21 protein-coding genes are annotated in these 22,230 nt (G+C 72.1%); 15 read left to right on the top strand and 6 right to left on the bottom strand.

Going from position 1 to position 22,230, the window contains the following annotated elements; all coding sequences use genetic code 11:
- The first annotated feature begins 11 nt into the window (after nt 1-11).
- Both P696_RS42660 and P696_RS0102060 read left to right on the top strand, forming a co-directional pair.
- Nucleotides 12-1,238 (top strand): MFS transporter, encoded by a 1,227-nt coding sequence (locus P696_RS42660; protein WP_170026291.1) that lies wholly within the window; start codon nt 12-14, stop codon nt 1,236-1,238.
- Between the two features lie 141 nt (nt 1,239-1,379).
- The gene (locus P696_RS0102060; protein WP_157429468.1) at nt 1,380-1,778 is read left to right on the top strand and encodes a hypothetical protein; all 399 of its coding nucleotides are present in this window, start codon (nt 1,380-1,382) and stop codon (nt 1,776-1,778) included.
- A gap of 37 nt (nt 1,779-1,815) precedes the next feature.
- On the opposite strand, the gene P696_RS0102055 is transcribed toward P696_RS0102060, so the two are convergent.
- A complete protein-coding gene (locus P696_RS0102055; RefSeq protein ID WP_026411024.1) occupies nt 1,816-2,313 on the bottom strand; it encodes an Lrp/AsnC family transcriptional regulator in 498 nt (165 codons plus the stop codon).
- A 98-nt stretch (nt 2,314-2,411) separates the two neighbouring features.
- Here P696_RS0102055 and P696_RS42655 point away from each other — a divergent pair, with 98 nt between their 5' ends.
- A complete protein-coding gene (locus P696_RS42655; protein WP_084336665.1) occupies nt 2,412-3,698 on the top strand; it encodes a trans-sulfuration enzyme family protein in 1,287 nt (428 codons plus the stop codon).
- A gap of 75 nt (nt 3,699-3,773) precedes the next feature.
- Nucleotides 3,774-6,098 (top strand): transketolase-like TK C-terminal-containing protein, encoded by a 2,325-nt coding sequence (locus P696_RS0102045; protein WP_051466599.1) that lies wholly within the window; start codon nt 3,774-3,776, stop codon nt 6,096-6,098.
- Nucleotides 6,099-6,202: 104 nt separating this feature from the next.
- Here P696_RS0102045 and P696_RS0102040 read toward each other — a convergent pair whose 3' ends face one another.
- On the bottom strand, nt 6,203-6,613 hold the full coding sequence (locus tag P696_RS0102040) for an organic hydroperoxide resistance protein (RefSeq protein WP_026411022.1): 411 nt from the start codon (nt 6,611-6,613) through the stop codon (nt 6,203-6,205).
- 143 nt (nt 6,614-6,756) lie between these two features.
- Between P696_RS0102040 and P696_RS0102035 the strand changes: the two genes are divergently transcribed.
- Nucleotides 6,757-7,665: an AraC family transcriptional regulator gene (locus P696_RS0102035; RefSeq protein WP_026411021.1), complete on the top strand. Its 909-nt coding sequence runs from the start codon at nt 6,757-6,759 to the stop codon at nt 7,663-7,665.
- A gap of 46 nt (nt 7,666-7,711) precedes the next feature.
- Here the strand turns inward: P696_RS0102035 and P696_RS42650 are convergent, their stop codons facing one another.
- Complete coding sequence (locus tag P696_RS42650; RefSeq protein WP_051466597.1) at nt 7,712-8,125, bottom strand: hypothetical protein; 414 nt, start codon at nt 8,123-8,125, stop codon at nt 7,712-7,714.
- Between the two features lie 406 nt (nt 8,126-8,531).
- The gene (locus P696_RS0102025) at nt 8,532-9,254 is read right to left on the bottom strand and encodes a TetR/AcrR family transcriptional regulator (protein ID WP_245627470.1); all 723 of its coding nucleotides are present in this window, start codon (nt 9,252-9,254) and stop codon (nt 8,532-8,534) included.
- Between the two features lie 77 nt (nt 9,255-9,331).
- On the opposite strand from P696_RS0102025, the gene P696_RS0102020 reads away from it, so the two are divergent.
- Nucleotides 9,332-9,658, top strand: coding sequence for a DUF1330 domain-containing protein (locus tag P696_RS0102020; RefSeq protein WP_026411019.1), 327 nt, complete (start codon nt 9,332-9,334; stop codon nt 9,656-9,658).
- A gap of 175 nt (nt 9,659-9,833) precedes the next feature.
- Entirely contained in the window at nt 9,834-10,421 is a 588-nt protein-coding gene (locus P696_RS0102015) for a dihydrofolate reductase family protein (protein ID WP_026411018.1), read from the top strand.
- Between the two features lie 158 nt (nt 10,422-10,579).
- On the opposite strand, the gene P696_RS0102010 is transcribed toward P696_RS0102015, so the two are convergent.
- Nucleotides 10,580-11,416, bottom strand: a complete 837-nt coding sequence (locus P696_RS0102010; RefSeq protein ID WP_026411017.1) for an alpha/beta fold hydrolase — start codon at nt 11,414-11,416, stop codon at nt 10,580-10,582.
- Between the two features lie 80 nt (nt 11,417-11,496).
- Here P696_RS0102010 and P696_RS55565 point away from each other — a divergent pair, with 80 nt between their 5' ends.
- The 8 genes from P696_RS55565 (at nt 11,497) to P696_RS0101975 (ending at nt 20,495) form a co-directional block, all read left to right on the top strand.
- Nucleotides 11,497-11,664 (top strand): hypothetical protein, encoded by a 168-nt coding sequence (locus tag P696_RS55565; protein ID WP_157429467.1) that lies wholly within the window; start codon nt 11,497-11,499, stop codon nt 11,662-11,664.
- A 75-nt stretch (nt 11,665-11,739) separates the two neighbouring features.
- Nucleotides 11,740-14,490, top strand: coding sequence for a helix-turn-helix transcriptional regulator (locus tag P696_RS0102005; RefSeq protein ID WP_211245582.1), 2,751 nt, complete (start codon nt 11,740-11,742; stop codon nt 14,488-14,490).
- A gap of 135 nt (nt 14,491-14,625) precedes the next feature.
- The gene (locus tag P696_RS0102000; RefSeq protein WP_211245581.1) at nt 14,626-15,357 is read left to right on the top strand and encodes an alpha/beta fold hydrolase; all 732 of its coding nucleotides are present in this window, start codon (nt 14,626-14,628) and stop codon (nt 15,355-15,357) included.
- A 162-nt stretch (nt 15,358-15,519) separates the two neighbouring features.
- Complete coding sequence (locus P696_RS0101995; protein ID WP_051466595.1) at nt 15,520-16,773, top strand: sugar ABC transporter substrate-binding protein; 1,254 nt, start codon at nt 15,520-15,522, stop codon at nt 16,771-16,773.
- Nucleotides 16,766-17,749: a carbohydrate ABC transporter permease gene (locus tag P696_RS0101990; protein ID WP_245627469.1), complete on the top strand. Its 984-nt coding sequence runs from the start codon at nt 16,766-16,768 to the stop codon at nt 17,747-17,749. Before P696_RS0101995 ends, P696_RS0101990 begins: the two co-directional genes overlap by 8 nt.
- Complete coding sequence (locus tag P696_RS0101985; RefSeq protein ID WP_026411012.1) at nt 17,746-18,561, top strand: carbohydrate ABC transporter permease; 816 nt, start codon at nt 17,746-17,748, stop codon at nt 18,559-18,561. The genes P696_RS0101990 and P696_RS0101985 overlap by 4 nt, the downstream gene beginning before the upstream one ends.
- 121 nt (nt 18,562-18,682) lie before the next feature.
- Nucleotides 18,683-19,798, top strand: coding sequence for an AraC-like ligand-binding domain-containing protein (locus P696_RS42645; protein WP_084336663.1), 1,116 nt, complete (start codon nt 18,683-18,685; stop codon nt 19,796-19,798).
- A 118-nt stretch (nt 19,799-19,916) separates the two neighbouring features.
- On the top strand, nt 19,917-20,495 hold the full coding sequence (locus P696_RS0101975) for a Dps family protein (RefSeq protein WP_026411011.1): 579 nt from the start codon (nt 19,917-19,919) through the stop codon (nt 20,493-20,495).
- A 17-nt stretch (nt 20,496-20,512) separates the two neighbouring features.
- Here the strand turns inward: P696_RS0101975 and P696_RS0101970 are convergent, their stop codons facing one another.
- A complete protein-coding gene (locus P696_RS0101970; protein ID WP_157429466.1) occupies nt 20,513-22,132 on the bottom strand; it encodes a hypothetical protein in 1,620 nt (539 codons plus the stop codon).
- Between the last annotated feature and the right edge of the window lie 98 nt (nt 22,133-22,230).

Here is a 22,230-nt window from a genome sequence, read left to right as displayed (position 1 = left end):
CCGTCGGCGGGGTGAGCACTCCACCCCTCCGGCTCCTGGCCGTGACCTACGGCGTCACGATCGCCGACCTCTACTACTGCCAGCCGCTCCTGCCGCAGATGGCGCGGTCCTTCGGCCCTTCCGCGGGCTACCTCACCGCGGTGGGCCAGCTCGGGTACGGGCTGGCGCTGGTGCTCGTCGTCCCTCTCGGCGACATCGTGCGACGCCGGCGGCTGGTCGGCGTCCTGCTCGGCGCCGAGGTCGCCGCGCTGGCCGCCACCGCCGCCGCGCCGACGGCCGAGGTGCTGCTGATCGCCGGGGCGGTCCTCGGGTTGACCAGCGCCGGTGTCGTGAACGTCCTCGTGCCCTACGCCGCCGGACTCGCCGCCCCGCACGAACGCGGCCGGGCGATGGCCACGATGCTGACGGGCGGGATGACCGGCGTCCTGCTGTCGCGGACGGTCGCGGGGGTGGTGGCCGAGGCGCTCGGCTGGCGCGCGCTGTTCGCGATCGCGGCACTGGCGACCGCGGCCCTGCTGGTCGTGCCGGCCCGGGTGATGGCGCCGACACCACCCGAGACGACCATCGGATACCGCGCGCAGCTCGCCGCGACGGTCCGGCTGGCGGCACGCGACCCCCTGCTCCGGCGCCGGTCGTACCTCGGGGCCTGTGCCTTCGCCGCCTTCGGCGCGCTGTGGGCCACCCTCTCCTTCCAGCTCGCGGGGCCGCCGTACCACTACGGGCAGACCACGATCGGACTTCTGGCGCTGGCCGGAGCCGCGGGCACGCTCGCGGCGCGGTTCGTCGGCAGGGCGGCCGACCGGGGCCGGGAGCGGCTGCTGACCAGGACGGCACCGGCGCTCGGCATCGCGTCCTTCGGGGCGCTCTGGATGGGCGGTTCGTCGCTGTCCTGGCTGCTGCTCGGCCTGGTCGCGATGGACCTTGCGGTCCAGGCCGTCCATCTGCTGAACCTGAGCGTGCTCTACGGCCGGGCCGATGGCGCCCGGTCGCGGGTCGCCTCCGTCTACATGACCCTCTACACGCTGGGCGGCGTCGTCGGCGCCGGAGTCGGCACCGCGCTCTACCAGGCGGGCGGCTGGACCGCGCTCTGCCTACTCGGGGCCGCCGTCATGACGCTGGGCCTGACCACCGCCCTCCGCCTCCAAACCCGCGAAACCACGCCTGACACCGCCGATCCCGGACACCAGGACCCCGGCCACCACCCGGACAACCGGGACCAATCACACTCTCGGCGGTGATGAGGGACGCAGACCTTCGCCCCCGGCGGCGGTGTCGTCACGCCCGGCAAGGCGACCTCTCTGCCGTCTACCGACGACCGTGACCGGAACCGTCCAGAGGCCTGTCCGGGACGGCGCGCGAGAGCGACCATGGAGCGCGTGGTGCCCTACTCGGTTCCGAGCGGACCCACCGAGCTGACCACGCTCAACTCGGTGATCGACTCGATGAGCGCGCGCCTGTCCGGTGTGGCCCCGGACGATCCGGCCGGACGACTGCTCCGCGAGCAACTCGACGAGCTGGTGGCCCGCCGGGACGAGCTGCTCGCGCAGCGGGAGCGCAACGAAAGGCAGGGCGACCGCGTCCTCGTCGTGCTCCTCTCGATCCTGATCGTCTTCTGCCTGGCCGGGATCTGGGGTACCGCCTCCGACCTCGCGGGCCCGAACCCGACGGACTTCGCCGAGGTCTTCGGCCTGGTCATCAGCGTGCTCTGCCTCATGATCTTCGGCCCGATCCTCGTCCTGGCCTGGCGCGAGGCCCGAAAGGACAAGCGCTCCAGGTGACCTCGACAGTCGGTCCCCGACGCGCATCGGGCTGGGGTCAGCGGGTGAGGACGCCGCGGCCGTCGCGTACTTCGAACACCAGCTGGGTCTCCGTTTGGCGGACCATCGGGTGGACGGTCACGTGTTCGAGGATGAGGTCCCGGAGCTCCTGGGGGCTCGCGACGGCCACGTGGAGGAGGAAGTCGTCGTCGCCGCCGACGTGGAGCACCGTCAGGGCGCCCGGCACGTCGACCAGCCGGTCGTAGAGGGTGTGGACGTGGTCGCGGCTGTGGCTGCCCAGGCGCACCTTGATGATGGCCTGAATGGGGTGGCCGAGCGCGCCGAGGTCGAGCCGGGCGGCGATGCTCGTGACGACCCCGGCGTCCCGCAGGGCGCGCACGCGGTAGGCGCAGGTCGACTCGGCGATGCCCACCCGGGCCGCGAGCGCGGCGTTGGTCATCCGCCCGTCGTCCACGAGGGCGGCGAGGATCGCCAGGTCCGTGCCGTCGAGGGGGGCCGGAACGGGTTGTGGTTTCTTCGGCTGCGGCCCGGCCACGAGCACTCCTTTTGCGGAAACTGCACCAATATGCGCGCATAGTCGTTTTTTCCACGGAGAGTCTTGCAGATCATTGGGGAACGGCCCAGTCTTCCGCCATGACTTCGTCGCATCTGCAACTCGACTCGGTCGCCGTCCACGCGGGCCGCGAGGACCTGGCGGAACTCGGCGTCCACGCGCCGCCGATCGATCTCTCCACGACCAACCCGCTCTCGAGCATCGAGGCCGGGGGCCTGTCCTACGAGGCCATGGCCGGTGGGGGGACGCCGGACCCCGAGGGCGGATCGGTCTACGCGCGGCTCTGGAACCCGACCGTGGCACGGTTCGAGTCGGCGCTGGCCCGGTTGGAGCACGCGGAGGCCGCCGTGGCGTTCTCCTCCGGCATGGCGGCGATGACCGCGGCGATCCTGGCGACCCTGAAGGAGAGCGGCGGACGCCGTCATGTCCTGGCGGTGCGTCCCCTGTACGGGGGCACCGACCACCTGCTCGCCTCGGGTCTCCTCGGCGCGGAGGTGACCTACTGCTCGGCCTCGCAGGTCGCCGCCGCGCGCCGTCCCGACACCGCGCTGGTCGTGCTCGAGACGCCCGCCAACCCGACGCTGGACCTGGTCGACATCCGCGCCGTCGTCGAGGCGGCCGAGGGCACTCCCGTCCTCGTCGACAACACCTTCGCCACCCCGATCCTGCAGAATCCCCTCGACCTCGGCGCCGCGATGGTCCTGCACAGCGCGACGAAGTACCTGGGCGGGCACGGCGATGTCATCGCCGGTGTCATCGCCTGCGGCCAGGAGCAGGCGGCCGCCCTGCGCCGGGTCCGCGCCGTCACCGGCGGCCTGCTCCACCCCCTGGGCGCCTACCTCCTGCACCGGGGGCTCGCGACCCTGCCGGTCCGGGTGCGGGCGCAGCAGGCGAACGCCCGGCGCATCGCCGCATGGCTGCAGACCCACCCGAGCGTCGCGCGGGTCTACTACCCCGGGTTCGACGGAGACCCGCTGGGGCTGCTCGGACGCCAGATGGACGGGACCGGCGCGATGATCTCCATCGACCTGCACGGCGGCTACGAGCAGGCCGAACGCGTCACCTCGGCGACCGGCCTGTTCACCCACGCGGTCTCCCTGGGCGGCGTCGACTCGCTGATCCAGCACCCCGCGGCGCTGACCCACCGGCCCGTCGCCCCGCGGGCCCGTCCGGCCGCGAGCCTGGTCCGGCTCTCCATCGGCCTGGAGGACGCCGAAGACCTCATCACCGACCTCGACCGGGCCCTGGCGACACGCCACTCGATATCCTTTTCCGCGACCGCTGCCCCTGCGCAGGCCACCCCAGAGACACGGCAGGAGTCGGACCGTCCCCTTGTGGAAGCCGCCGAACGGCTCGGCCGAGGGTAGCCACGGGGCGTCCGCGGCTCCTCGCCTCAACGCCGCTCGCACCATCACCGTCAACGTCACCGCCGGGACCGCGCCATGACTGATCAGATCTCCACACCCGTGACCGACACCAGCCTGGACGTCCTGCGCGAGGTGGAACAGCGCGTCCTGTGGCTGTCCACCGCGATCGTCGACCACGCCAACCGCGTCCGCCCCAATCCCACCGGCCTCAAGGTGGGAGGACACCAGGCGTCCAGCGCCTCCATCACCAGCGTCATGACGGCGCTGTGGTTCGAGCACCTGCGGCCCGAGGACCGGGTGTCGGTCAAGCCGCACGCCTCGCCCGTCCTGCACGCCATCGAGTACCTGCTCGGCGCCCTGGACGAGCGGCACCTGACGACCCTGCGCGCCTTCGGCGGGCTGCAAAGCTACCCCTCCCGCACCAAGGACCCGGTTCCGGCCGACTACTCCACCGGCTCTGTAGGGATCGGCGCCACCGCCCCCATCTGGGGCGCCGTCTCCCGCCGGTACGTCGGCGGCCACTTCACCCCCCAGGCGTCCGGACGCCAGTACTCGCTGGTCGGGGACGCCGAACTCGACGAGGGCGCGGTCTGGGAGGCGATCCTCGACCCGCGCGTCGCCGAGCTCGGCGAGATCGTGTGGATCGTCGACTTCAACCGCCAGTCCCTGGACCGGGTCGTGCCCATCGCGGGCGCGCAACGCATGGAGTCGCTCTTCGCCGCGGCCGGCTGGCAGGTCATCACCGTCAAGTACGGCGCGGCGCTGGAGGAGCTGTTCCGGCGGCCGGGCGGCGACGCGCTGCGCGAGCGCATCGACACCATGACCAACCCGGAGTACCAGCGCCTGCTCCGCCACACTCCGGACCGGCTGCGCGAACTCCTCCCCGGCACGGGCCCGGGGGCGGGGGCCATCCGCGGCCTCCTCGCGGGCGTCGACGACGATCGGCTGGCCGAGGTCGTCCGCGCCCTCGGCGGGCACGACCACGCCGCGCTGCGGCAGGCGTTCCACGCCATCGACGACACCCGTCCGACCGTGATCATCGCCTACACCGTGAAGGGGTACGGCCTGCCCATCGAGGGCCACCCCCAGAACCACTCGGCGCTGCTGACCGGTCCCCAGATCGAGGAGCTGGCGGCCCGCGTCGGGGTGTCCGCCGAGGTGCCGTGGCAACGGTTCACGCCGGGGAGCGAGGCCGCCGCGCTGTGCGCCGACACCGCCGAACGGCTGCGCCGCACGGTCACCCCGCCCGCCACGCCGCCCGCCGTCCCCACCGATCTCGGCCGCACTCCGTCCGGAACCGCGACCACCCAGTCCGCGCTGGGGCGCGCCCTGCTCGACCTGAACCGCGCCGCCCCGCAGGCCGGCGCGCGGGTCGTCACCGTGTCTCCGGACGTCAGCTCCAGCACCAACCTGGGCGGCTGGGTCAACAAGGTCGGCGTCTGGTCGCCCCAGGAGCACCTCGACTGGTTCGCCGACGACCGCGAGACGATCCTGCACTGGCGGGAGGGCCCGGCGGGCCAGCACATCGAGCTCGGCATCGCCGAGGGCAACCTGGTCGGCCTGCTCGGCGAGCTGGGCGCGACCTGGAGCCGCTGGGGCGAACCCCTCCTGCCGATCGGCGTGCTGTACGACCCCTTCGTCACCCGGGCGCTGGAACCCTGGTCGTTCGGGATCTACGCGGGAGGCCAGTCGATCCTCGTCGGCACCCCGTCGGGCGTCACCCTCGCCCCCGAGGGAGGGGCCCACCAGTCGATCGTGACCCCGTCCATCGGCATCGAGCAGCCCGGATGCACCACCTGGGAGCCCGCGTTCGCCCTGGAGACCGAGTGGGTCCTGCTCGCGGCGCTGGGACGGCTCGGCCGCCCCGGGGGGTCCTCGGCCTACCTGCGGCTGTCCACGCGGCCGGTCGATCAGCGTCTGGCGGCGATCCCCACGGACCCCGCCGCCCGCGAACGTCGACGGCGGCAGGTGGTCGCCGGAGGCTACGCGCTGCGGCGCGCGCCGGGCACCCCGGACGCCACCATCGTCGCCGTGGGCGCCCTCGTCCCCGAGGCCCTCGAAGCCGCGGAGCGCCTGGAGAAGCTCGGCACGGCCGTCGACGTGCTCTGCGTCGTCAGCCCCGACCTGCTCTTCCGCGCGGTCCAGGCGCGACGCGGCCTGGACGACGCGCCGACGTGGATCCTGGACACGCTCTTCCCCGCCGACCGCGCCGCGCCCCTGGTGACGGTGCTGGACGGCCACCCGCACACCCTGGCCTTCCTGGCCGGGGTGACCGGAACCCCGGCGACGCACCTGGGCGTCACGGCGTTCGGCCAGTCCGGCGACCTGGAGAGCGTGCACCGCGCGCACGGGATCGACACCGACAGCATCATCGCGGCGGTCCTCGACCACACGGACTGACCGGCAAGCCCCGCCGCAGAGTCTGCGGCGGGGCTTGTCGTGATCGAGGTCAGCGGGCCTGGTGCTCGGTCCAGGCCCGTCCGGCGTCGGCGGCGTGGGCGCGGTTACTCGGCGAGCAGGTCGACTGGGATGTTGCCGCGCGTGGCGTTGGAGTAGGGGCAGACCTGGTGGGTGGCCTCGATGAGCTCGCGGCCGGCGTCCCGGGGCAGGCTCTCCGGCAGCTTCGTCCGCAGGCTGACCTCGAGCTTGAAGCCGCCCGTCCCGTTGGGGACGAGGCCGACCTCGGCGGTGACCGACATTCCCGAGACGTCGACCTTCCTCTGCTGCGCCACCAGCTGCATGGACGTGGCGAAACAGGCCGCATAGCCCGCCGCGAAGAGCTGCTCGGGGTTGGTGCCGTCGCCGGTGCCGCCCAACTCCTTCTGGAGGGCCAGCCCGACGTCCAGCTTGCCGTCCGTGCTGAAGGCGCGGCCGTCGCGGCCGGTCGCGGTCGCGACGGCGGTGTACAGGCTCATGTCCTGCCCTTCTTGTAAACCGATCGGTCGATCTCCTTGGCACGCTCAGCGTATGGAGGCCAGGAGCCGCTCCCCCATGGCCGTCCGTCTCCCCTTCATGTCTGATCGTCTCGCCTGCGGCGGCCTGGCGATACGATCCGGCAATGGACGTGCTCAGCGACGCGATCGGCGCCATGCGCACGGGGCGCCCGCATTCCACTGAGATCCGCAAGCACGCTCCGTGGGGCGTGCGGGCCGAGCCGTTCCACGGCGCCGGCTTCCACGTGGTGCTGGAGGGGACGTGCTTCCTGATCCCACCGGAGGGCGCCGCGATCACCTTGAACGTGGGCGACGTGGTGTGCCTGCCGCACGGCTGCGGGCACGCTCTGGCCGACAGCCTCTCGACGCCCCTGACGAGCGCACCGGTGGCGTCCCTGCCGGAGATGGCGCCGAGCACCGACGACGGGGCCACGACGGTCCTGTTGTGCGGCGCGTACACGCTCGACCAGTCCCGGCCGCATCCGCTGTTCGAGGAACTGCCCGAGGTCATCCACCTGCCGGGACGTCTCGGCCACCGCAGGCCGCTGCACGCCGCGGTCAACCTGCTCGCCGACGAGATCGCCGGACCCGACCACGGAACCGAAGCCGTCGTGTCGGCCCTGCTGGACATCCTCCTGCTCTACATCCTGCGGGCATGGCTCGACGAGCAGGCCGACGACGGCCCGGCCACCGGGTGGGCCGCGACGCTCCGCGACCCGGCGATCACCGCGGCGCTGCGCCGCATCCACCAGGACCCCGCCAGGCAGTGGACGGTCGAAGCGCTGGGCGCGGAAGCCGGACTGTCACGCGCGGCCTTCTCCCGGCGGTTCACCTCGCTGGTCGGCAAACCGCCGCTGGGCTATCTGACCTGGTGGCGGATGACCCTCGCGGCACGCCTGCTGCGCGATACCGACAAGTCGCTGCAGACCATCGCACAGCGCACCGGATACACCTCCGAGTTCGCCTTCGCCAAAGCGTTCAAACGGGAGTACGGCCTGGCCCCCGGTCGGCACCGCCAGCAGTCACGTAGCTAGCCGTCCATGGCGGAGGATCAGATCCCTGATCCTCCGCCACGCACGGCTACATGCGCTTGGCGCAGTAGTGGGTGAGGCCCAGCCTGTCGGGTGACAGCTGGACGCGGCCCCCGCCCTCGGGGCAGGAGCCTTCCTTCCATCCGATGATGTCGACGATCTTGTACTCGGGCCGCTTCCCGCCGCCCGCGCAGGGCGTCTCGACGTAGCCGCCGGACTTCCTGACCAGGCAGTCCCCGACGACGACGATTCCGCCTCCCAGCCCTGGCCGGGCGAGGTGCGGTGGGCGCAGCATGCGCAGGCAGAAGTAGCCGACGCCGCCGTCCGGCCGCTGGAGGATCTCGTCGGTCTCGGCGGGACAGGAGGAGAGCGCCGACCCGGTGCCGTAGGCGTTGGTCACCAGCCCGAGCCCGACCACCTTGGCGACCGCCTGGCCGTCACCGCAGGAGATCGGAGCCCACAACGGCTTATTGGCCAGGCAGTCGTCCTTCCCGACCAGGCCGAGGCTCGGCTGCGTCGGAGACGCCGAAGGCGTGAGGCTCGGCGACGTGGCCGCCGGTGCGGATGCGGCCGGTTGCCGGGGCGACGCGTCCTTTCCGTCGCCGCATCCGGCCGCGGCCCATGCGGCCGATGCCAGGCACAGCCCCGCGGCCACCGCACGGAACGCAGCGGGAGGCCTGGTGTGAGCGGGCTGGACGCGCCGTGGGAGGGGAACGCGGGGTGTCAGCGGCACTGCTCCTCCTGCGATCAAGGAAAGGTCCCCTCATTGTGGGTGCAACGCCGCCGCCGCGGGAGGATCTCTGCGATTCACCCGTCCTCGAACACGTCGGCCATCCCCGGCCCGTGGGGCGAAGCGGCCCGGGACGCGGTCAACTCAGGCCCAGTGACCTCACCATGTCGAGCATCTCGGCGCGGTGCAGGGCGGCCGGGTTGCCCGCCACAGGGTGGATGTGGCCGTCGACCTCCAGGGCCACCAGGCCGTGCATCCGGCCCCAGACGCGCAGCGCGAGGGCCGCCGCGGCGGGCGGGACGTCGGGGAGGTCCTCCCGGATCTTCGCGACGTGGTCCGGGTGGAGATCGGACCAGGAGGTGTCCTCGGGCTGGAGGTGCCGGGCCTGGGGCCAGGCGGCCGCCACCAGGCGGGTGAGATCACGGCACACGCGGCGGGCCGTCTGGTCGACCGGCCCGTCCTCGGGCGGCTCGTAGCCCGGGACGGGGTGGCCGTAGAAGAGCCGGAAGCTCTCCGGGTTGGCCAGGGCCCACTCCCTCAGCGCCTGGCCCCAGGCCATCAGCCTGCCGCCGGGGTCGGTGTCGGGCACCACGCTGCTGGCGGACTCCAGCGTCTCGGCGAGCGAGGCGGCGATCTCGCCGATCAGTGCCGTGATCAGGTCGTCCCGGGTGGGGAAGTAGCTGTAGATCGCGCGCGCGGTCATGCCCATCTCGCGGGCGATGCCCCGCAGCGAGATCGCCCCCGGCCCGCCCTCGGCCATCTGCCGCAGCGCGATGACCCTGATCTCCCGGCTCGTCTCCAGCCGCAGCCGCTCGCGGCGGCTCATCGCGCCGCCGGCGCGTTCGCCCTCATCGATGCCCACCTTGAGCAGGTTACAGGGATGCGTTACTCTCCACCGAGTCAAAAGTACACGGTGTGTCCTAAGGAAACGGGGTTTCCATGCCTGCCTATGTCATCGCCAATGTCGACGTCCTCGACGAGGAGGCCGGCTGGGCCTACGCCCCCGTGGCCCAGCGGTCGATCCTCGACCACGGCGGCCGGTACCTGGTCGCGGGTCCCGTGCCCGAACCGGCCGAGGGCGCCTGGCCCTCGTCCCGGCTCCTGATCATCGAGTTCCCCGACATGGACCGCGTCCGGGAGTGGTACGACTCCCCCGAGTACCGGCGCGCCAGGGCGATCCGGGACGGCAAGGCAGAAGTCGGGCTGCTCTTCGTCGACGGCTCCCCGCCCGAAGGCTTCACCCTCCCCTCGACGGACGCCTCCTGACGAAAACCGGCGGCAGCCCTCGTTCTCCTCTTCAGCCGAACCGCCGCCTCCGCTTCGGGCGGTTTGGTTCGGACGGGTGCGATGAGTTCCGTTGCCCGGGTCGGTCTTTCTCTGGGAATCAGGGTCCACGGGCCGGGAGCCGCCGGGCCGAGTGATATCCGGGGAGGACCGGTCGATGGGCAAGATCTTCAGTCATATGACGATGTCGCTGGACGGATTCATCGCGCAGCCGGACGACATGACCGGCGAGTTGTTCGACTGGTACGGCGCCGGGGACGTGACGATTCCGAACCCCAACGAGGACGTCTCGTTCAGGGTGGACGAAGCCAGCGCGGAGTACCTGCGGGAGCTGATCGAGGACACCGGCGCGCTCATCAGCGGGCGGCGCCTGTTCGACATCGCCGGGGGCTGGAACGACAGGCACCCGGTCGGCGCGCCCGTCGTCGTGGTCACTCACCACCCGCCGGCGGAGGCCGAGAAGCGGTGGCCGACGACGACGTTCGTCGACGGAGTCGAGGCGGGGGTCGACCGGGCGAAACGGATCGCCGGCGACAGGAACGTCACGATCGCCAGTGCGAACGTGACGCAGCAGGCGCTCGCCCTCGGCCTGGTGGACGCGGTGTGCGTCAGCCTCGTGCCGGTGCTGTTCGGCGAGGGCGTCCCGTACTTCTCGAAGATCGGGGGCGGGCACCTGCTGCTCGAGGATCCGGCCGTCGTCCAGGGGCGACGCGCCCTTCACCTCACCTACCGGGTCCCCCGTTAGTCCGGTGGTCGAGCTGGAACGCCTCCCGGAGGAGGCGTTCGCCCCCGTGCTCGCCCCGTCCGGGACCGGTCAACCGGCGGCCTGGCCGCACCCGTCGGCCTGGCGACGGGCGGTCGTGCGTTCGGAAGGCCCGCCCCCCGACGGGCCTTCCGCCCGGGTCACTTCCTCAGGAAGGTGAGGAGGGCGTCGTTGACCTCGTCCGCGTGGGTCCACAGCAGCCCGTGCGGGGCGCCCTGGATCTCCACGTAGTCAGCGGACGGCAGGGCCCGGTGGAAGGGACGGCCGGTGCCGTCGATGGGCAGGATGCGGTCGGCGGTGCCGTGCAGGATCAACGCGGGCACGTCGACGGCCGGGATGTCGTTCCGGAAGTCGGTGTACCAGGTGGACGGCGCCGCGGACGCCGCGAAGAAGCCGCCGCCGGCCGCCACGTTCCAGCTGTTGCGGACCGCTTCCTCGCTGATCCGGGTGCCGAGGTTCTCGTCCAGGTTGTAGAAGTCCTTGTAGAAGTCGGTGTAGTAGGCGTAGCGGTCCGCCTTCACCGCGCCGACGATGCCGTCGAAGAACTCCTTCGGGGCGACCCCGTCGGGGTTGTCGTCGGTCTTGAGCAGGCAGGGCTCGAGCGAGGCCAGGAAGGCGACCTTGGCGATGCGGGCGGTGCCGTAGGCGGACACATACCGGGCGACCTCGCCGGTGCCCATCGAGAAGCCGACCAGGACGGCGTCACGCAGGTCGAGGGTCTCCAGCACGGTGTTCAGGTCGGCCGCGAAGGTGTCGTAGTCGTACCCGGTCGTCGGCTGGCTCGACTGCCCGAAGCCGCGGCGGTCATAGGTGATCACTCGGTAGCCGGCGGCCAGGAGGACGGCGCTCTGGCGCTCCCAGGAGTGTCCGTCGAGCGGGAAGCCGTGGATGAGGACGACCGGCTGCCCGGCCCCGTGGTCCTCGTAGTAAAGGTCGATGTTCGTGCTGTTTTCCTGACCCACGGTGATGTAAGGCATGTCTCTTCCTTTTGCTTTGTGTGCGTAGTGCGCACAGGGCCGACGTTTACGCCATTCCCCCGACGCGATGGCATCACGCTATGGCGGACGATCTGACCCGTGTTGTTCACGAGCGCATCGCTTCTTGCCTGGACGTGCCCGAGGGCGGACGCCCCCGGGTGCCGCTGCGGCTGAGCCCCGCGGCAGAGCTCCGCGACGGGCCTCCCGACCTGGGCGACCTCGGCGGGAGTGCACGGACGGACAAGTAAAATGTGCGCTCAGGGAGAAATGCCGAGAACGCAGCACTTCCTCCAGAGTCGCTTCGCAGCCATCGGACGGAGAACGTGAGTCATCCCGTGCGCCACGGCCGGGCCGGGATGCCGGGTCTGCGCGGCCGAGAGGCCGAGCTCGGGGAACTCGACGCGCTGATCGCCTCGGTGGCCCGCACCGGAGGCGGCGGGATGGCCCTCATTCAGGGCGAGCCGGGCATCGGCAAGACCACACTGCTGACCGAGGCGGTCTCCAGGGCGGCGGCAGCGGGATTCTCGGTGGGTGTCGGCAAGGCGGAGGAGCTGCACCACATGGTGCCGCTCTCCTCGTTGGCGGCCAGCCTTCTGCAGGGCGATCGGCCGCTGCTGTCCGGCGACGCCTTCACCGACCTCGCGCGCAACCATGACCAGCGGATCTGGCTCGTGGAACGCCTGGCGGAAATGATCGAGACCCGAGCCGGTGACACCCCCGTGCTGATCGGCCTGGACGACGTCCAGTGGGCCGATCCGCTGAGCCGGTTCGCCCTGCAGCAGCTTCCGGCGCGCCTGCGGACCTCCCCGGTGCTGTGGACCCTGGCCGGACGGCATGAGCCCCTGGGCCCGGCGGAGGAGATCGCCGCGGCCGCGAACGGCGGCCTGCCGCTGGCCAGGATCTCCTTGGGCCCCCTGACCAGCGGCGCCATCGCCCAGATCGCGGGTGACACCCTCGGGACGGCCGTGGACGACCGGGTCAGGGACCTGCTCGACGGAGCGGGCGGGAACCCGTTCCTGGCCGTCGAGATGCTGGCGGGTCTCCGGCCCGACGGCGCCTCGGACGACCTCCTGCCCCAGGGGCTCGTGGTGGGCGTGCGCGGACGATTGAGGTCCCTGCAGCCCGAAACACTGCGTTTCCTGCAGATGGGCGCGGTTCTCGGACGCAGGTTCGCCTTCCACGACGCCGCCGCGCTCTGCGGACCGTCGCCCGCCGCGTTGGTCGGGGCGCTCGAGGAGGCCGTCCGGGCCGGGCTCCTCGACGACGATGGCGATCATCTGGCCTTCCGTCATGATCTGCTGCGCCAGGCCGTCTACGTCGACATCCCGCCGTCGGCCCGGAAGGCCCTGCATCGCGAGGCCGCCCGGAGCCTGATCGACGCGGGCCACCAGCCGGTCGACGCGGTGCCGCACGTCCTCCGGGGCGCCCTGCCCGGAGACGAGGAGGCCGTGGCGTTGCTGCGGCGCGCGGCCGACGACGTCCTGCCGGTCACGCCCGACCTCGCGGCCGATCTGATGACGCGTGCCCTGGAGCTCGTGCCCTCGGCCCGCCCCCTGCGGTTCGCCGTGGGCGAGCAGGCGATCCTGTCCCTGACGCGGGCGGGCAGGAACCGCGAGGCCCTGGCGATGGGCGACGGGCTGCTGGCCGAGCGTCCTCCCCTGGACGCCTTCAGCCGGCTGCAGGCCGCGCTGGGCGGGACGCTGTGGAACCTGGACCTCGCCGCCGACCTTCGCGGCAGGGCCGAAGCCGCCCTCGCCACCGGAGGAGCCTCCCCGGAGATCGCGGCGCGGCTGAGCGCCCTGCGCGCCCTGGCCCTCTCCCGGGACCATGACCTGGTCGCGGCACGCGAAGCGGGCGAGGCCGCGCTGGGAGCCGCGACCACCGCCGGCGACCGGGAGGCGCACATCCTGGCCCTGTCCGGGCTGGGCGAGATCGCGCAGAACGCCGGGGAGAGCGCCGTCGCGCTGGACCGCTTCGCCGCGCTCAGCACCCTCGACGCCGCGTTCCTGCCCGAGGAGGTCGTCGCGCGCCTCCACATGGACGACTTCGTATCCGCGCGACGGCTGCTCCTGCGCGCGATGGACGCCGGGACGACGCGTCAGACGATGGTGCTGTGGGCTCAGAGCCAGCACGACCTGGGGCTCGGCCGACTCGATGACGCCGACGCCGGCCTGGTGACCATGGAGCGCCTGGAGGACGAGGTCCAGCTGTCGGTCCAGCAGGTGAACGGCCGCGTGCTGCGCTCGCTGACCGCCCTGCTGCGCGGCGACCGGGATTCGGCGCGGGAGCACCTGGACGCGGCGCGGGACCGGCTGGCGGCCAAGCCGAACCCGGGCAACACGGCCGCGGTGCGTTTCCTGGAGGCGGCCCACGCCGAGGCCGACGGGGACCTCGGTCTGGCCGTCGACAGGATCCGGGAGGTGCAGCGGCAAGGACCCTTCATGCGCTGGCGGCTCCTGCGCGACTGGGTCGCCTTCGCCACGCGCCTGGCGCTGCGCGGAGCGGAGCGGGGACTCGCCGAGGACCTGGCCGCCCAGGCCGAGGCCCATGCGGGACGCAACCCCGCCGTGCCGACCGCCACGGGCGTCGCGGCGCAGGCCCTCGGGCTCGTGAAGGACGACCTGCCCACACTCGAACGCTCCGTGGAGCTCCTCGACGCGAGCCCTCGTCCGCTGATCCGGGCCGCCGCGCAGGCGGATCTGGGACGGGCCCTGCTGGCAGCGGGACCGAAGCACCCGGCGGTGGCCGCGCTGACGCGGGCCCGTGACGCGTTCGCCGAGTCCGGCGCTCAGGCTCCGGCGGCACGTGTGCAGCGCGTCCTGGACGGTGCGGGGGCCGGACGTCGCCGGGCGGCGGCGGTTCCGCGTCCCGTGCAGGGGTGGGAGGCCCTCACGGCCGGGGAGAAGAAGATCGCGCGCCTGATCGCCCAGGGCCACACCAACCGGTCGGCCGCCGACCTGCTCTTCCTCTCCCCGCACACGGTCAACACCCACCTGACGTCCGCCTTCCGCAAGTTGTCGATCAACTCGCGGGTTCAGCTCGCCAACCTGGTCATGACCCTGCCGGACGACTGACGGGCCGGGCGGCTGACCGGCCGCCGACTGACGGGCCGGAGGGCGCGTTCACGCGATCTAGTACGTTCACGCGATGCGATGCCGCGGCCGGGCGCGTTTGGGTGTGTGATCCCCACTCGGTCGGAGGTCGCCCGCATGGACGGATCCCACTCCGTACCGCCGCTCATCTTGCTCGTGCACGACGCGTTCGCCGACGCCTCCTCGTGGGCGGCGGTCATCGGCCTGCTGCACGCCGACGGGCTGACCGTCCGCGCCCCGGCGAACCCGCTGCGTGGCCTGTCCGAGGACGCCGCCTACATCAGGAACGTCGTGCGCGGCCTGAACGCCCCTGTCGTGCTGGTCGGGCACGGTTACGGGGGCGCGGTCATCACCCAGGCCGGCCACGACGCCGACAACGTCGTGGCCCTGGGTTACGTCGCGGCCTTCGGGCTCGACGCCGGTGAGTGCGTCCTGGACGTCGTGAACCGCTTCGCCCCGATGCCGGTGGCCAATTCGACCTTCACCACCGCGCTTCCCGCCGGGGCTCCCGGCGATCCGGACGGCGAACTGTACATCCACGGGGAGCGGTTCCCCCAGGTGTACGCCGCCGACCTGCCGTCGAGCGCCGGGGAGGTGCTGTCGGTCACCCAGCGTCCCCTCGCCCGCGCCGCGCTGACCCACAGGGCGGGGCCTCCGGCATGGGCGTCCAAGCCGTCCTGGTACGCCATCGCGACCGCCGACCGGGTCGTCAGTCCGACCGCCCAGCGCTTCATGGCGCAGCGCATGGCCGCCATCGAGCACGTGCTGGACGGCTCCCACGCCGTCCTGCTCTCACGGCCCGACGGCGTGGCGGCGATGATCCGGGAAGCCGCAGGTCACCGACGATGACGGCGGCCGACGCCCGCGCCGTACCCGCAGGTCGCGGGCCTGCTGCGGGCGCATAAGATACCTGCGCGGAAGGCACCGGTTCGAGCCCTGACGGCCCCGGAGACCGCCGCCCCCCGGCACCACCGCCGCAGCCACACGCACTCTTTCGGTAAGGGCTTCTGCATGATCTCACCGGCCGGCCGGCCGACGCGCCGCATCGTCCCCTGCCTGGCCGCGGCCACGGCGCTGCTCCTGGCCGCCACCGCGTGCGGCGGCGGAGCCCGTGCCGGGTCCCCCACGGACAAGATCACCTCCATCACCGTGCTCGACTACTACACCGAGAAGTCCGAGCACGACCAGTGGGACCAGGTGCTCACCGCGTGCGGCAGGACCGCGGGCGTCAGGGTCGAGCAGACGAGCGTGCCGCCGGCGTCGCTCATCCCGGCCGTCCTGCGGCGGGCGTCGTCGCGGACGCTCCCCGACCTGCTGATGCTGGACAACGCCGACCTCCAGCAGATCGCGCAGACCGGTGCTCTGACCCCGCTGGACCGGTACGGCGTCGACACCCGCGACGTCGCCGAGGGCATCCTCTCGGCGGGCACCTACCAGGGGAAGGTGTACGGGCTGGCCCCGTACGTCAGCACGGTCGCCCTCTTCTACAACAAGAAGATGCTCGCCGAGGCCGGTGTCGCCGTGCCGGACACCTGGGACGAGCTGAAGGCGGCGGCGGCCCGGCTGACCCGTCCCGGCCGGTACGGCATGGCCGTCGACGCGAACGCCACCTTCGAGGGAACCTGGCAGTTCCTGCCCTTCCTGTGGTCCAACGGCGGCGACGAGAAGAAGCTGGACACGCCGCAGGCCGCGCAGGCCCTGCGGCTGTGGGTCGACCTGGTGAAGAGCGGCTCGATGTCGACGTCGGTGCTGAACTGGACGCAGGCGGACGTCCACGACCAGTTCGCCGCCGGACGGACGGCCATGATGATCAACGGTCCGTGGCGCATCCCCGCGATGGAGAAGGACCGGAACCTGGACTGGGGCGTGGCCCCCATCCCGGTCCCCCGGGCTGGCCGGACGCCGGTCGCGCCCCTCGGCGGTGAGGTCTGGACGGTCCCCCAGAACGCCTCGAAGGCCCGGCAGGCGAAGGCGGCCGAGGTCCTCAACTGCCTGAACAGCGCCTCGACCATGCTCACCCTGGCAGGCCAGCACCACACGGTTCCGTCCCGCGGCGCGGTCGCGGCCCGGTACGCCGAGCAGAACCCGTCGATGGCCGTGTTCGTCAAGGGCGCGGAAGGAGCGCGCGCCCGCACCCGGGAACTCGGCGTCAGATGGCCCCGGGCGGCGACCGCGATCTACACCGCGATCCAGTCCGCGCTGACGGGGCGGCAGACTCCCGAAGAGGCCCTACGGCAGGCGCAGCGGACCGCCACCCGTGACTGACCGGACGTCCCCGACGCCCTGGACGGGCGCCGGGGACGACGCCGTCGTCGACACGGCGGACCGGGGCATGGTCAGGGCACGCGCACGAGAGCGGCTGGCCCGGTGGGGGTTCGTCCTGCCCGCCGCGGCCTACCTGCTGGTCTTCTTCGGGTACCCGCTCGTCAAGAACGTCGAGCTGAGCTTCCAGCAGTACACGACCACGACCCTCTACTCGGGCGTCGCCCCGTTCGCGGGCCTGCGGAACTACGCGGCGATCCTCACCTCGGACCTGTTCTCCGAGGCCCTGGCGCACACGATCCTGTTCACCGCGGGTTCGCTGCTCGGGCAGTTCGTCCTCGGCCTGGCCCTGGCGCTGTTCTTCCAGCGCCGCTTCCCGCTCGGCGGCGTCCTGCGGTCGCTCCTGCTGCTGCCCTGGTTGCTGCCCCTGGTCGCCTCCGGCACGACGTGGAGGTGGATGCTCGACCCCGACACGGGAATCGTCAACGCGGTGGTGCGCGGACTGCACCTCTCCTCGTCGGGCGTCCCCTGGCTGACCGGCACCCCGCAGGCCCTGGTGTCGGTGATCCTCGTCAACGTCTGGGTCGGGATCCCCTTCAACACCGCGATCCTGTACGGCGGCCTCCAGGAGATCCCCCCGCACCTGTACGAGGCGGCGAGGCTGGACGGCGCGGGACCGGTGAGCGCTTTCCGCCACATCACGTGGCCGCTGCTGCGGCCCGTGGTGAGCGTCGTGCTGGTGCTGGGCGTGGCCTACACGGTCAAGGCCCTGGACGTCATCCTCACGGTGACGGGCGGCGGACCGGCGGGGTCCACCGAAACCCTGGCGACCCAGGCCTACAAGCTGTCCTTCCAGGAGTTCGAGTTCGGACGCGGCGCCGTGCTGGGCAACGTCCTCATGGTCATCTCGTTCGTGTTCGCCCTCGTCCACCTGCGCGCCGGACGCCGCGCCCGGGCCGCCGGGCAGGCGCTCACGTGAAGCGCCCACCGCGCCGGGGTCGGCTGTCCACCGTCGTCGGGATCGTCCTGCTGGCGGTGATGCTGTTTCCCGTCTACTGGATGGTGAACGCCTCGCTCCAGCCCGGCGGCAGCGCTCTGGGGGGCGGCTGGTTCCCCGTCCCGCCGGACTTCAGCGGCTACGCCCTCGCCCTGCGCGACCAGGCGGGCAACCTCGTCACCAGCCTCGTCGTGGCCCTCGGCAGCATGGCGCTCAGCCTCGGGCTCGCCGCGCCCGCCGCGTACGCGCTGGCCCTGTTCTCCCTGCGCGGCACCGACCTGGTGCTCCTCGGGATCCTGGTCACGCAGATGGTGCCGGGCATCGTCGTGGCCGACGCGGTCTACGGCGCCTACGCCGATCTCGGACTCCTGAACTCCCACCTCGGCCTGATCCTCGCCGACTCCACCGCCGGGATCCCCTTCGCGATCATCATCCTGCACGCCTTCATGCGGACCATCCCGCCGGAGATCATCGAGGCCGCCCGCGTGGACGGCGCCGGGGCGCTGCGGGTCTTCCGCTCCGTGGTGCTCCCGCTCAGCCGCAACGCGTTGATCACCGCCGCGGTCTTCACGTTCCTCTTCGCCTGGAGCGACCTGCTCTTCGCCCTCACGCTGACCACCACGCCGGCCGTCCGGCCGATCACCCTGGGCGTCTACGAGTACCTCGGCGCGAACACCGACCACTGGAACGCCGTCATGGCGACCACGGTCATGGCGTCCGTCCCGGCCGCCCTGCTGCTCGTCATCGCCCAGCGTCATGTCACCGCCGGGGCCGCCCGGGGCGCGGGCAGATAAGGCACGGGCAGATGAGGTACGGGCCCGTTCCGGGCGCGTGATCTAGCGGGTTCACGTGATGTGCCGAGCCGACGCCCGATGGCAGCGTGTCGCTGTACACGAAACCGAAGGGCGGAGAACCATGGCATCGGATGTCCAGGCGGAAAGCGGCCACGAAGGCTTCGACATCCCCGACTCTCTTCCCGTGCCGCGCCGGCGGTTGTACTGGCGTGAAGCCCTGGCCCGGACGTTCGGCGCGGTGAACATCACCGTCCCCGACGAGGTGTACGCCGGGACGATCCGCACGGCGCCGATCGGCAGGCTCCGGGCCGTCACCCTGGCGGGCGACTGCCAGGACGCCCTGCGCACGCGCCGCCTCGCCGCGCAGGACGGCCAGGACGACTACGTCGTCGTCAAGATGCTGGACGCGGGGGTCGCCCGGCTCGAGCAGGACGGCCGCGAGGCGGTCCTGGGCCCCGGGGACGTCTTCGTCTATGACCTGGCGCGCCCCATCCGGCTGACGTTCCCCCAGCCCTTCCGGACCAAGTCCCTCGTCCTGCCGAAGGCCGTGCTGGGCCTCAGCGAATCCGACGTGTCCCACATCACCGCCCGCAGGCTCGCCTCCGAGGGCTCCCTCGGCGCCCTGCTGTCCCCCTTCGTGGCCGGGATCGTCGACGGCGCCGGAGGCCTCTCGCCACGCGCCGGCGAGCTGATGGCCCGCAACATCGTGGACCTGCTCGGGACGCTGACCGACGAGATCCTCGGCCGGGTGGCGGAGGAGTCCCCCGGCGGCAACCGCGCCCTGCTGCTGCGGATCCAGGCGTTCATCGACCGGCACCTCGCCGACCCCGACCTGACCCCGCAGGCCATCGCCGAGACCCATCACATCTCGCTGCGCTACCTGCACAAGCTGTTCGAGATCGAGGACGTCACGGTCAGCCGCTGGATCCAGCGGCGCCGCCTCGAGGAGTGCCGCCGCGACCTGGCGCTCCACGGGAACGCCACGATCGCCGCCGTGGCGCACCGGTGGGGCTTCGCCAGCGCCGCGCATTTCAGCCGGGTGTTCCGGGCCGCCTACGGAATGACGCCGCGCGAGTGGCGTGGCGTTCAGGACGCGGCCCGGAGGACCCCGTCGTCCGGTACGGCCCGCCGCGGCCTGAACCCGATGCCCGCTTCTCACGCACGCCGTGACCTGCACCTTCCCCGCAAGGACGACGCCACGGCCTCCGCGCTGCACTCCGTCCTGTCAGGACGATGACGCGACGTTCACAGTGCGCCCACGGTCACCACCGCGTGCACGGCCCGTCAACTCCCCTCCGGTCCGGACGCCTAGCGTCGCCGGGGTACGCACAGCACGGCACCGCAGGAGGCGGATCATGACCAGCGACACCCCGGCCCGGCACGGCAGTCAGCCCTGGCTTCACCAGAAGGGAGAGGTGATCCAGGAGTTCGGAACCGTCAAGCAGTTCCCGGTCGCGCTGTCCTTCGAGGCGCGGATGTACTCCTGCCAGCGCCTGAACAAGGTCCTCGCGGACACCCAGATCCTCCACGGCCTCTACAAGAAGCACCACTGGCTGATGCGCGGCGCGACCTTCTACCAGCTGCACCTGGTGCTGGACCGGCACGCGGGCGAGCAGTTGGAGATCGTCGACGCGCTCGCCGAGCGCGTCCAGTCCCTGGGCGGCGTCGCCGTCGGAGACGTCCGGCACGCCGCCGAGATCACCTCGATCCAGCGTCCCCCGAACGGCGTGGAGGAGGTCCCGGCCATGCTGTCGCGGCTCCTCCAGGCGCACGAGACCATCCTCGCCGACGCTCACGACGCGGCGGCCCGGGCCGCCGCCAACGGGGACGACGGCACCAACGACCTCCTGGTCTCCCAGGTGATCAGGGCCGGGGAGCGTCAGGCGTGGTTCCTGGCCGAACACCTGGTCGACACCCCGCTGGTCCGCGTCTGAGACACCGGTCGGACGGCTCAGGGGGCGAGTTTCCGCGCTCCCTGCAGGGCCGCCTTCCTGACGGGGTCGTGCGGGCTCGTCTCGGCGAGTTCGGTCAGCAGTACATGCGCCCCCGGCGTGCCGATCCTCGCGATCGCGTCGATCCCCTTCACCGCGCGGGCGCGGGTGCCCCGGTCCGCCCAGCCGGGGAGCAGGGCGGCCAGGTCGCGAGCCGTCCGATCGTCGCCGAGCCATCCGAGGGCGGGCAGGGCCCACGCGTCGCCGTGCAGGAACAGCGCCCAGCCGAAGTCGGCCAGCGACCGTCGGTCACAGGCGTCCCGGACGGCCTCCAGCCGCTCGTCCGGCTTCTTCGCCAGCGCGACGAGCCGCTTGGTCGCGGCGGCGGGCAGGGCGCGACCACCGCCCCGGACCAGCACCTGCGGCAGGGCGTCAGGGTCGGCGTAGTCGGGAAGCCGTGCGGCTCTGCCCGGCCCGGTCAACACGGCCGGTATCTCTGCGGCAGGCGCGTCCGGAACGCGGGCCGGGGTGGATGGTCCCGCCAGTTCGGGGTGGGCCTGGAGGTGCAGGTGCAGCAGTCCGGCGGCGAGGAGGGCCTGGTTCGAGTCGCTTGCGGCGACCTTGGACAGCACCCGGACGGCACGACGCGGGAAGCGTTCCATCGCCGCGCGGAAGTGTTTGCCGGCATGCTCGCGGTCGTACCGCTCCAGGAGCAGCTCGAAGGCCTCGTCACTGGGCAGCAGCGAGATCAGTTCGACCAGCCCCTCCAGCCACAGCTTGTAGACCTTGATCCGGTCCCATGCGCTGACGAGGACGGGCGCGATGGCCGGGCCGACGCCGTCGGCCATCGTCGCGCGCAGGCCGAACGAGAACGGTCCGAAGTCGGAGTCCTCCAAGCGCCAGTCGCCGAGCAGGTCCAGATGCCGCGGAGTGCCGATCGAGGCCCACAGCAGGTCCCTGTAGGCGCGGGGACTCCCCCATTCGTCTGCGGGCGGTTCGGCACAGCACTCATCGACCCACTCGTGCCGGGTCGGGACCAGGTACGAGGCAACCATCCGCTGCGCCCGCGTCCGACGATGGGCCGACAGTCCTTCCACCGCCTGCTCGTACTCCTCCTCGCCCGCGAAAGCCAGCAGCCCCCGGACGCGTCGGAGGGACACGGGGTCGACCTGCCGGAGCGTGTCGATGGGACGCAGCGCGCCCGGCGCCCCGGAGACTCCGGCCAGCTCCGCGAGGGCGCAGGCGGCGAAGGCCGGCCCACGTTCCACGACCCAGCCATCGGTGAAGATTCGGGGAGTCTCGGGCCCTTTGTGCACCCCTTCGGCGAGGTGCAGGATCGCCGCCGCCCCGGCCGGGTCGTCCGCTCCGTCGAGGTAGGCGCGCGCGTGACCGACCATCGCCGCATCGCTTTTGCCCGCCGACAGCACCTTCTCAAGGTGCTCGCGGTGCTCCTGAAGCAACCCCGCGAGGACGTCGGCGGCACCGGCGTCGACCATGTCACCTGGGGCGATCTCGCCCACCGCCCTGTCGGTGAGACTGGTCGCCAAAGGCAGCGCACCACCACGCCGCGGAGTCAGGTTGCGCCGCAGCGATTCCGGCAGGACCAGGAGGTCTTCCTCCGGGGGAAAATGATCATCCATGCCGGTGCACCCTAGGCCACCGCTGTGACATCCGACGCGCGCTCCGGTGCGGACGCCGCCTCGTCCTCACTCATCCCGAGGACGGAGGCCCAGGGAGG

The sequence above is a fragment of the Actinomadura oligospora ATCC 43269 genome, assembly GCF_000518265.1.
In the GTDB taxonomy this organism is placed as follows: domain Bacteria; phylum Actinomycetota; class Actinomycetes; order Streptosporangiales; family Streptosporangiaceae; genus Spirillospora; species Spirillospora oligospora.
The sequence above is the reverse complement of the archived record's forward strand: the minus strand, read 5'-3'. Positions and strand labels throughout refer to the sequence as shown.

What these genes read in the sequence shown, in the direction of transcription:
- P696_RS42655 (WP_084336665.1), top strand. Translation starts at nt 2,412, where the DNA reads ATGACTTCGTCGCATCTGCAACTCGACTCGGTCGCCGTCCACGCGGGC.
- P696_RS0102045 (WP_051466599.1), top strand. Translation starts at nt 3,774, where the DNA reads ATGACTGATCAGATCTCCACACCCGTGACCGACACCAGCCTGGACGTC.
- P696_RS0102040 (WP_026411022.1), bottom strand. Translation starts at nt 6,613, where the DNA reads ATGAGCCTGTACACCGCCGTCGCGACCGCGACCGGCCGCGACGGCCGC.
- P696_RS0102035 (WP_026411021.1), top strand. Translation starts at nt 6,757, where the DNA reads ATGGACGTGCTCAGCGACGCGATCGGCGCCATGCGCACGGGGCGCCCG.
- P696_RS0102020 (WP_026411019.1), top strand. Translation starts at nt 9,332, where the DNA reads ATGCCTGCCTATGTCATCGCCAATGTCGACGTCCTCGACGAGGAGGCC.
- P696_RS0102015 (WP_026411018.1), top strand. Translation starts at nt 9,834, where the DNA reads ATGGGCAAGATCTTCAGTCATATGACGATGTCGCTGGACGGATTCATC.
- P696_RS0102010 (WP_026411017.1), bottom strand. Translation starts at nt 11,416, where the DNA reads ATGCCTTACATCACCGTGGGTCAGGAAAACAGCACGAACATCGACCTT.
- P696_RS55565 (WP_157429467.1), top strand. Translation starts at nt 11,497, where the DNA reads ATGGCGGACGATCTGACCCGTGTTGTTCACGAGCGCATCGCTTCTTGC.
- P696_RS0102000 (WP_211245581.1), top strand. Translation starts at nt 14,626, where the DNA reads ATGGACGGATCCCACTCCGTACCGCCGCTCATCTTGCTCGTGCACGAC.
- P696_RS0101995 (WP_051466595.1), top strand. Translation starts at nt 15,520, where the DNA reads ATGATCTCACCGGCCGGCCGGCCGACGCGCCGCATCGTCCCCTGCCTG.
- P696_RS42645 (WP_084336663.1), top strand. Translation starts at nt 18,683, where the DNA reads ATGGCATCGGATGTCCAGGCGGAAAGCGGCCACGAAGGCTTCGACATC.
- P696_RS0101975 (WP_026411011.1), top strand. Translation starts at nt 19,917, where the DNA reads ATGACCAGCGACACCCCGGCCCGGCACGGCAGTCAGCCCTGGCTTCAC.
- P696_RS0101970 (WP_157429466.1), bottom strand. Translation starts at nt 22,132, where the DNA reads ATGGATGATCATTTTCCCCCGGAGGAAGACCTCCTGGTCCTGCCGGAA.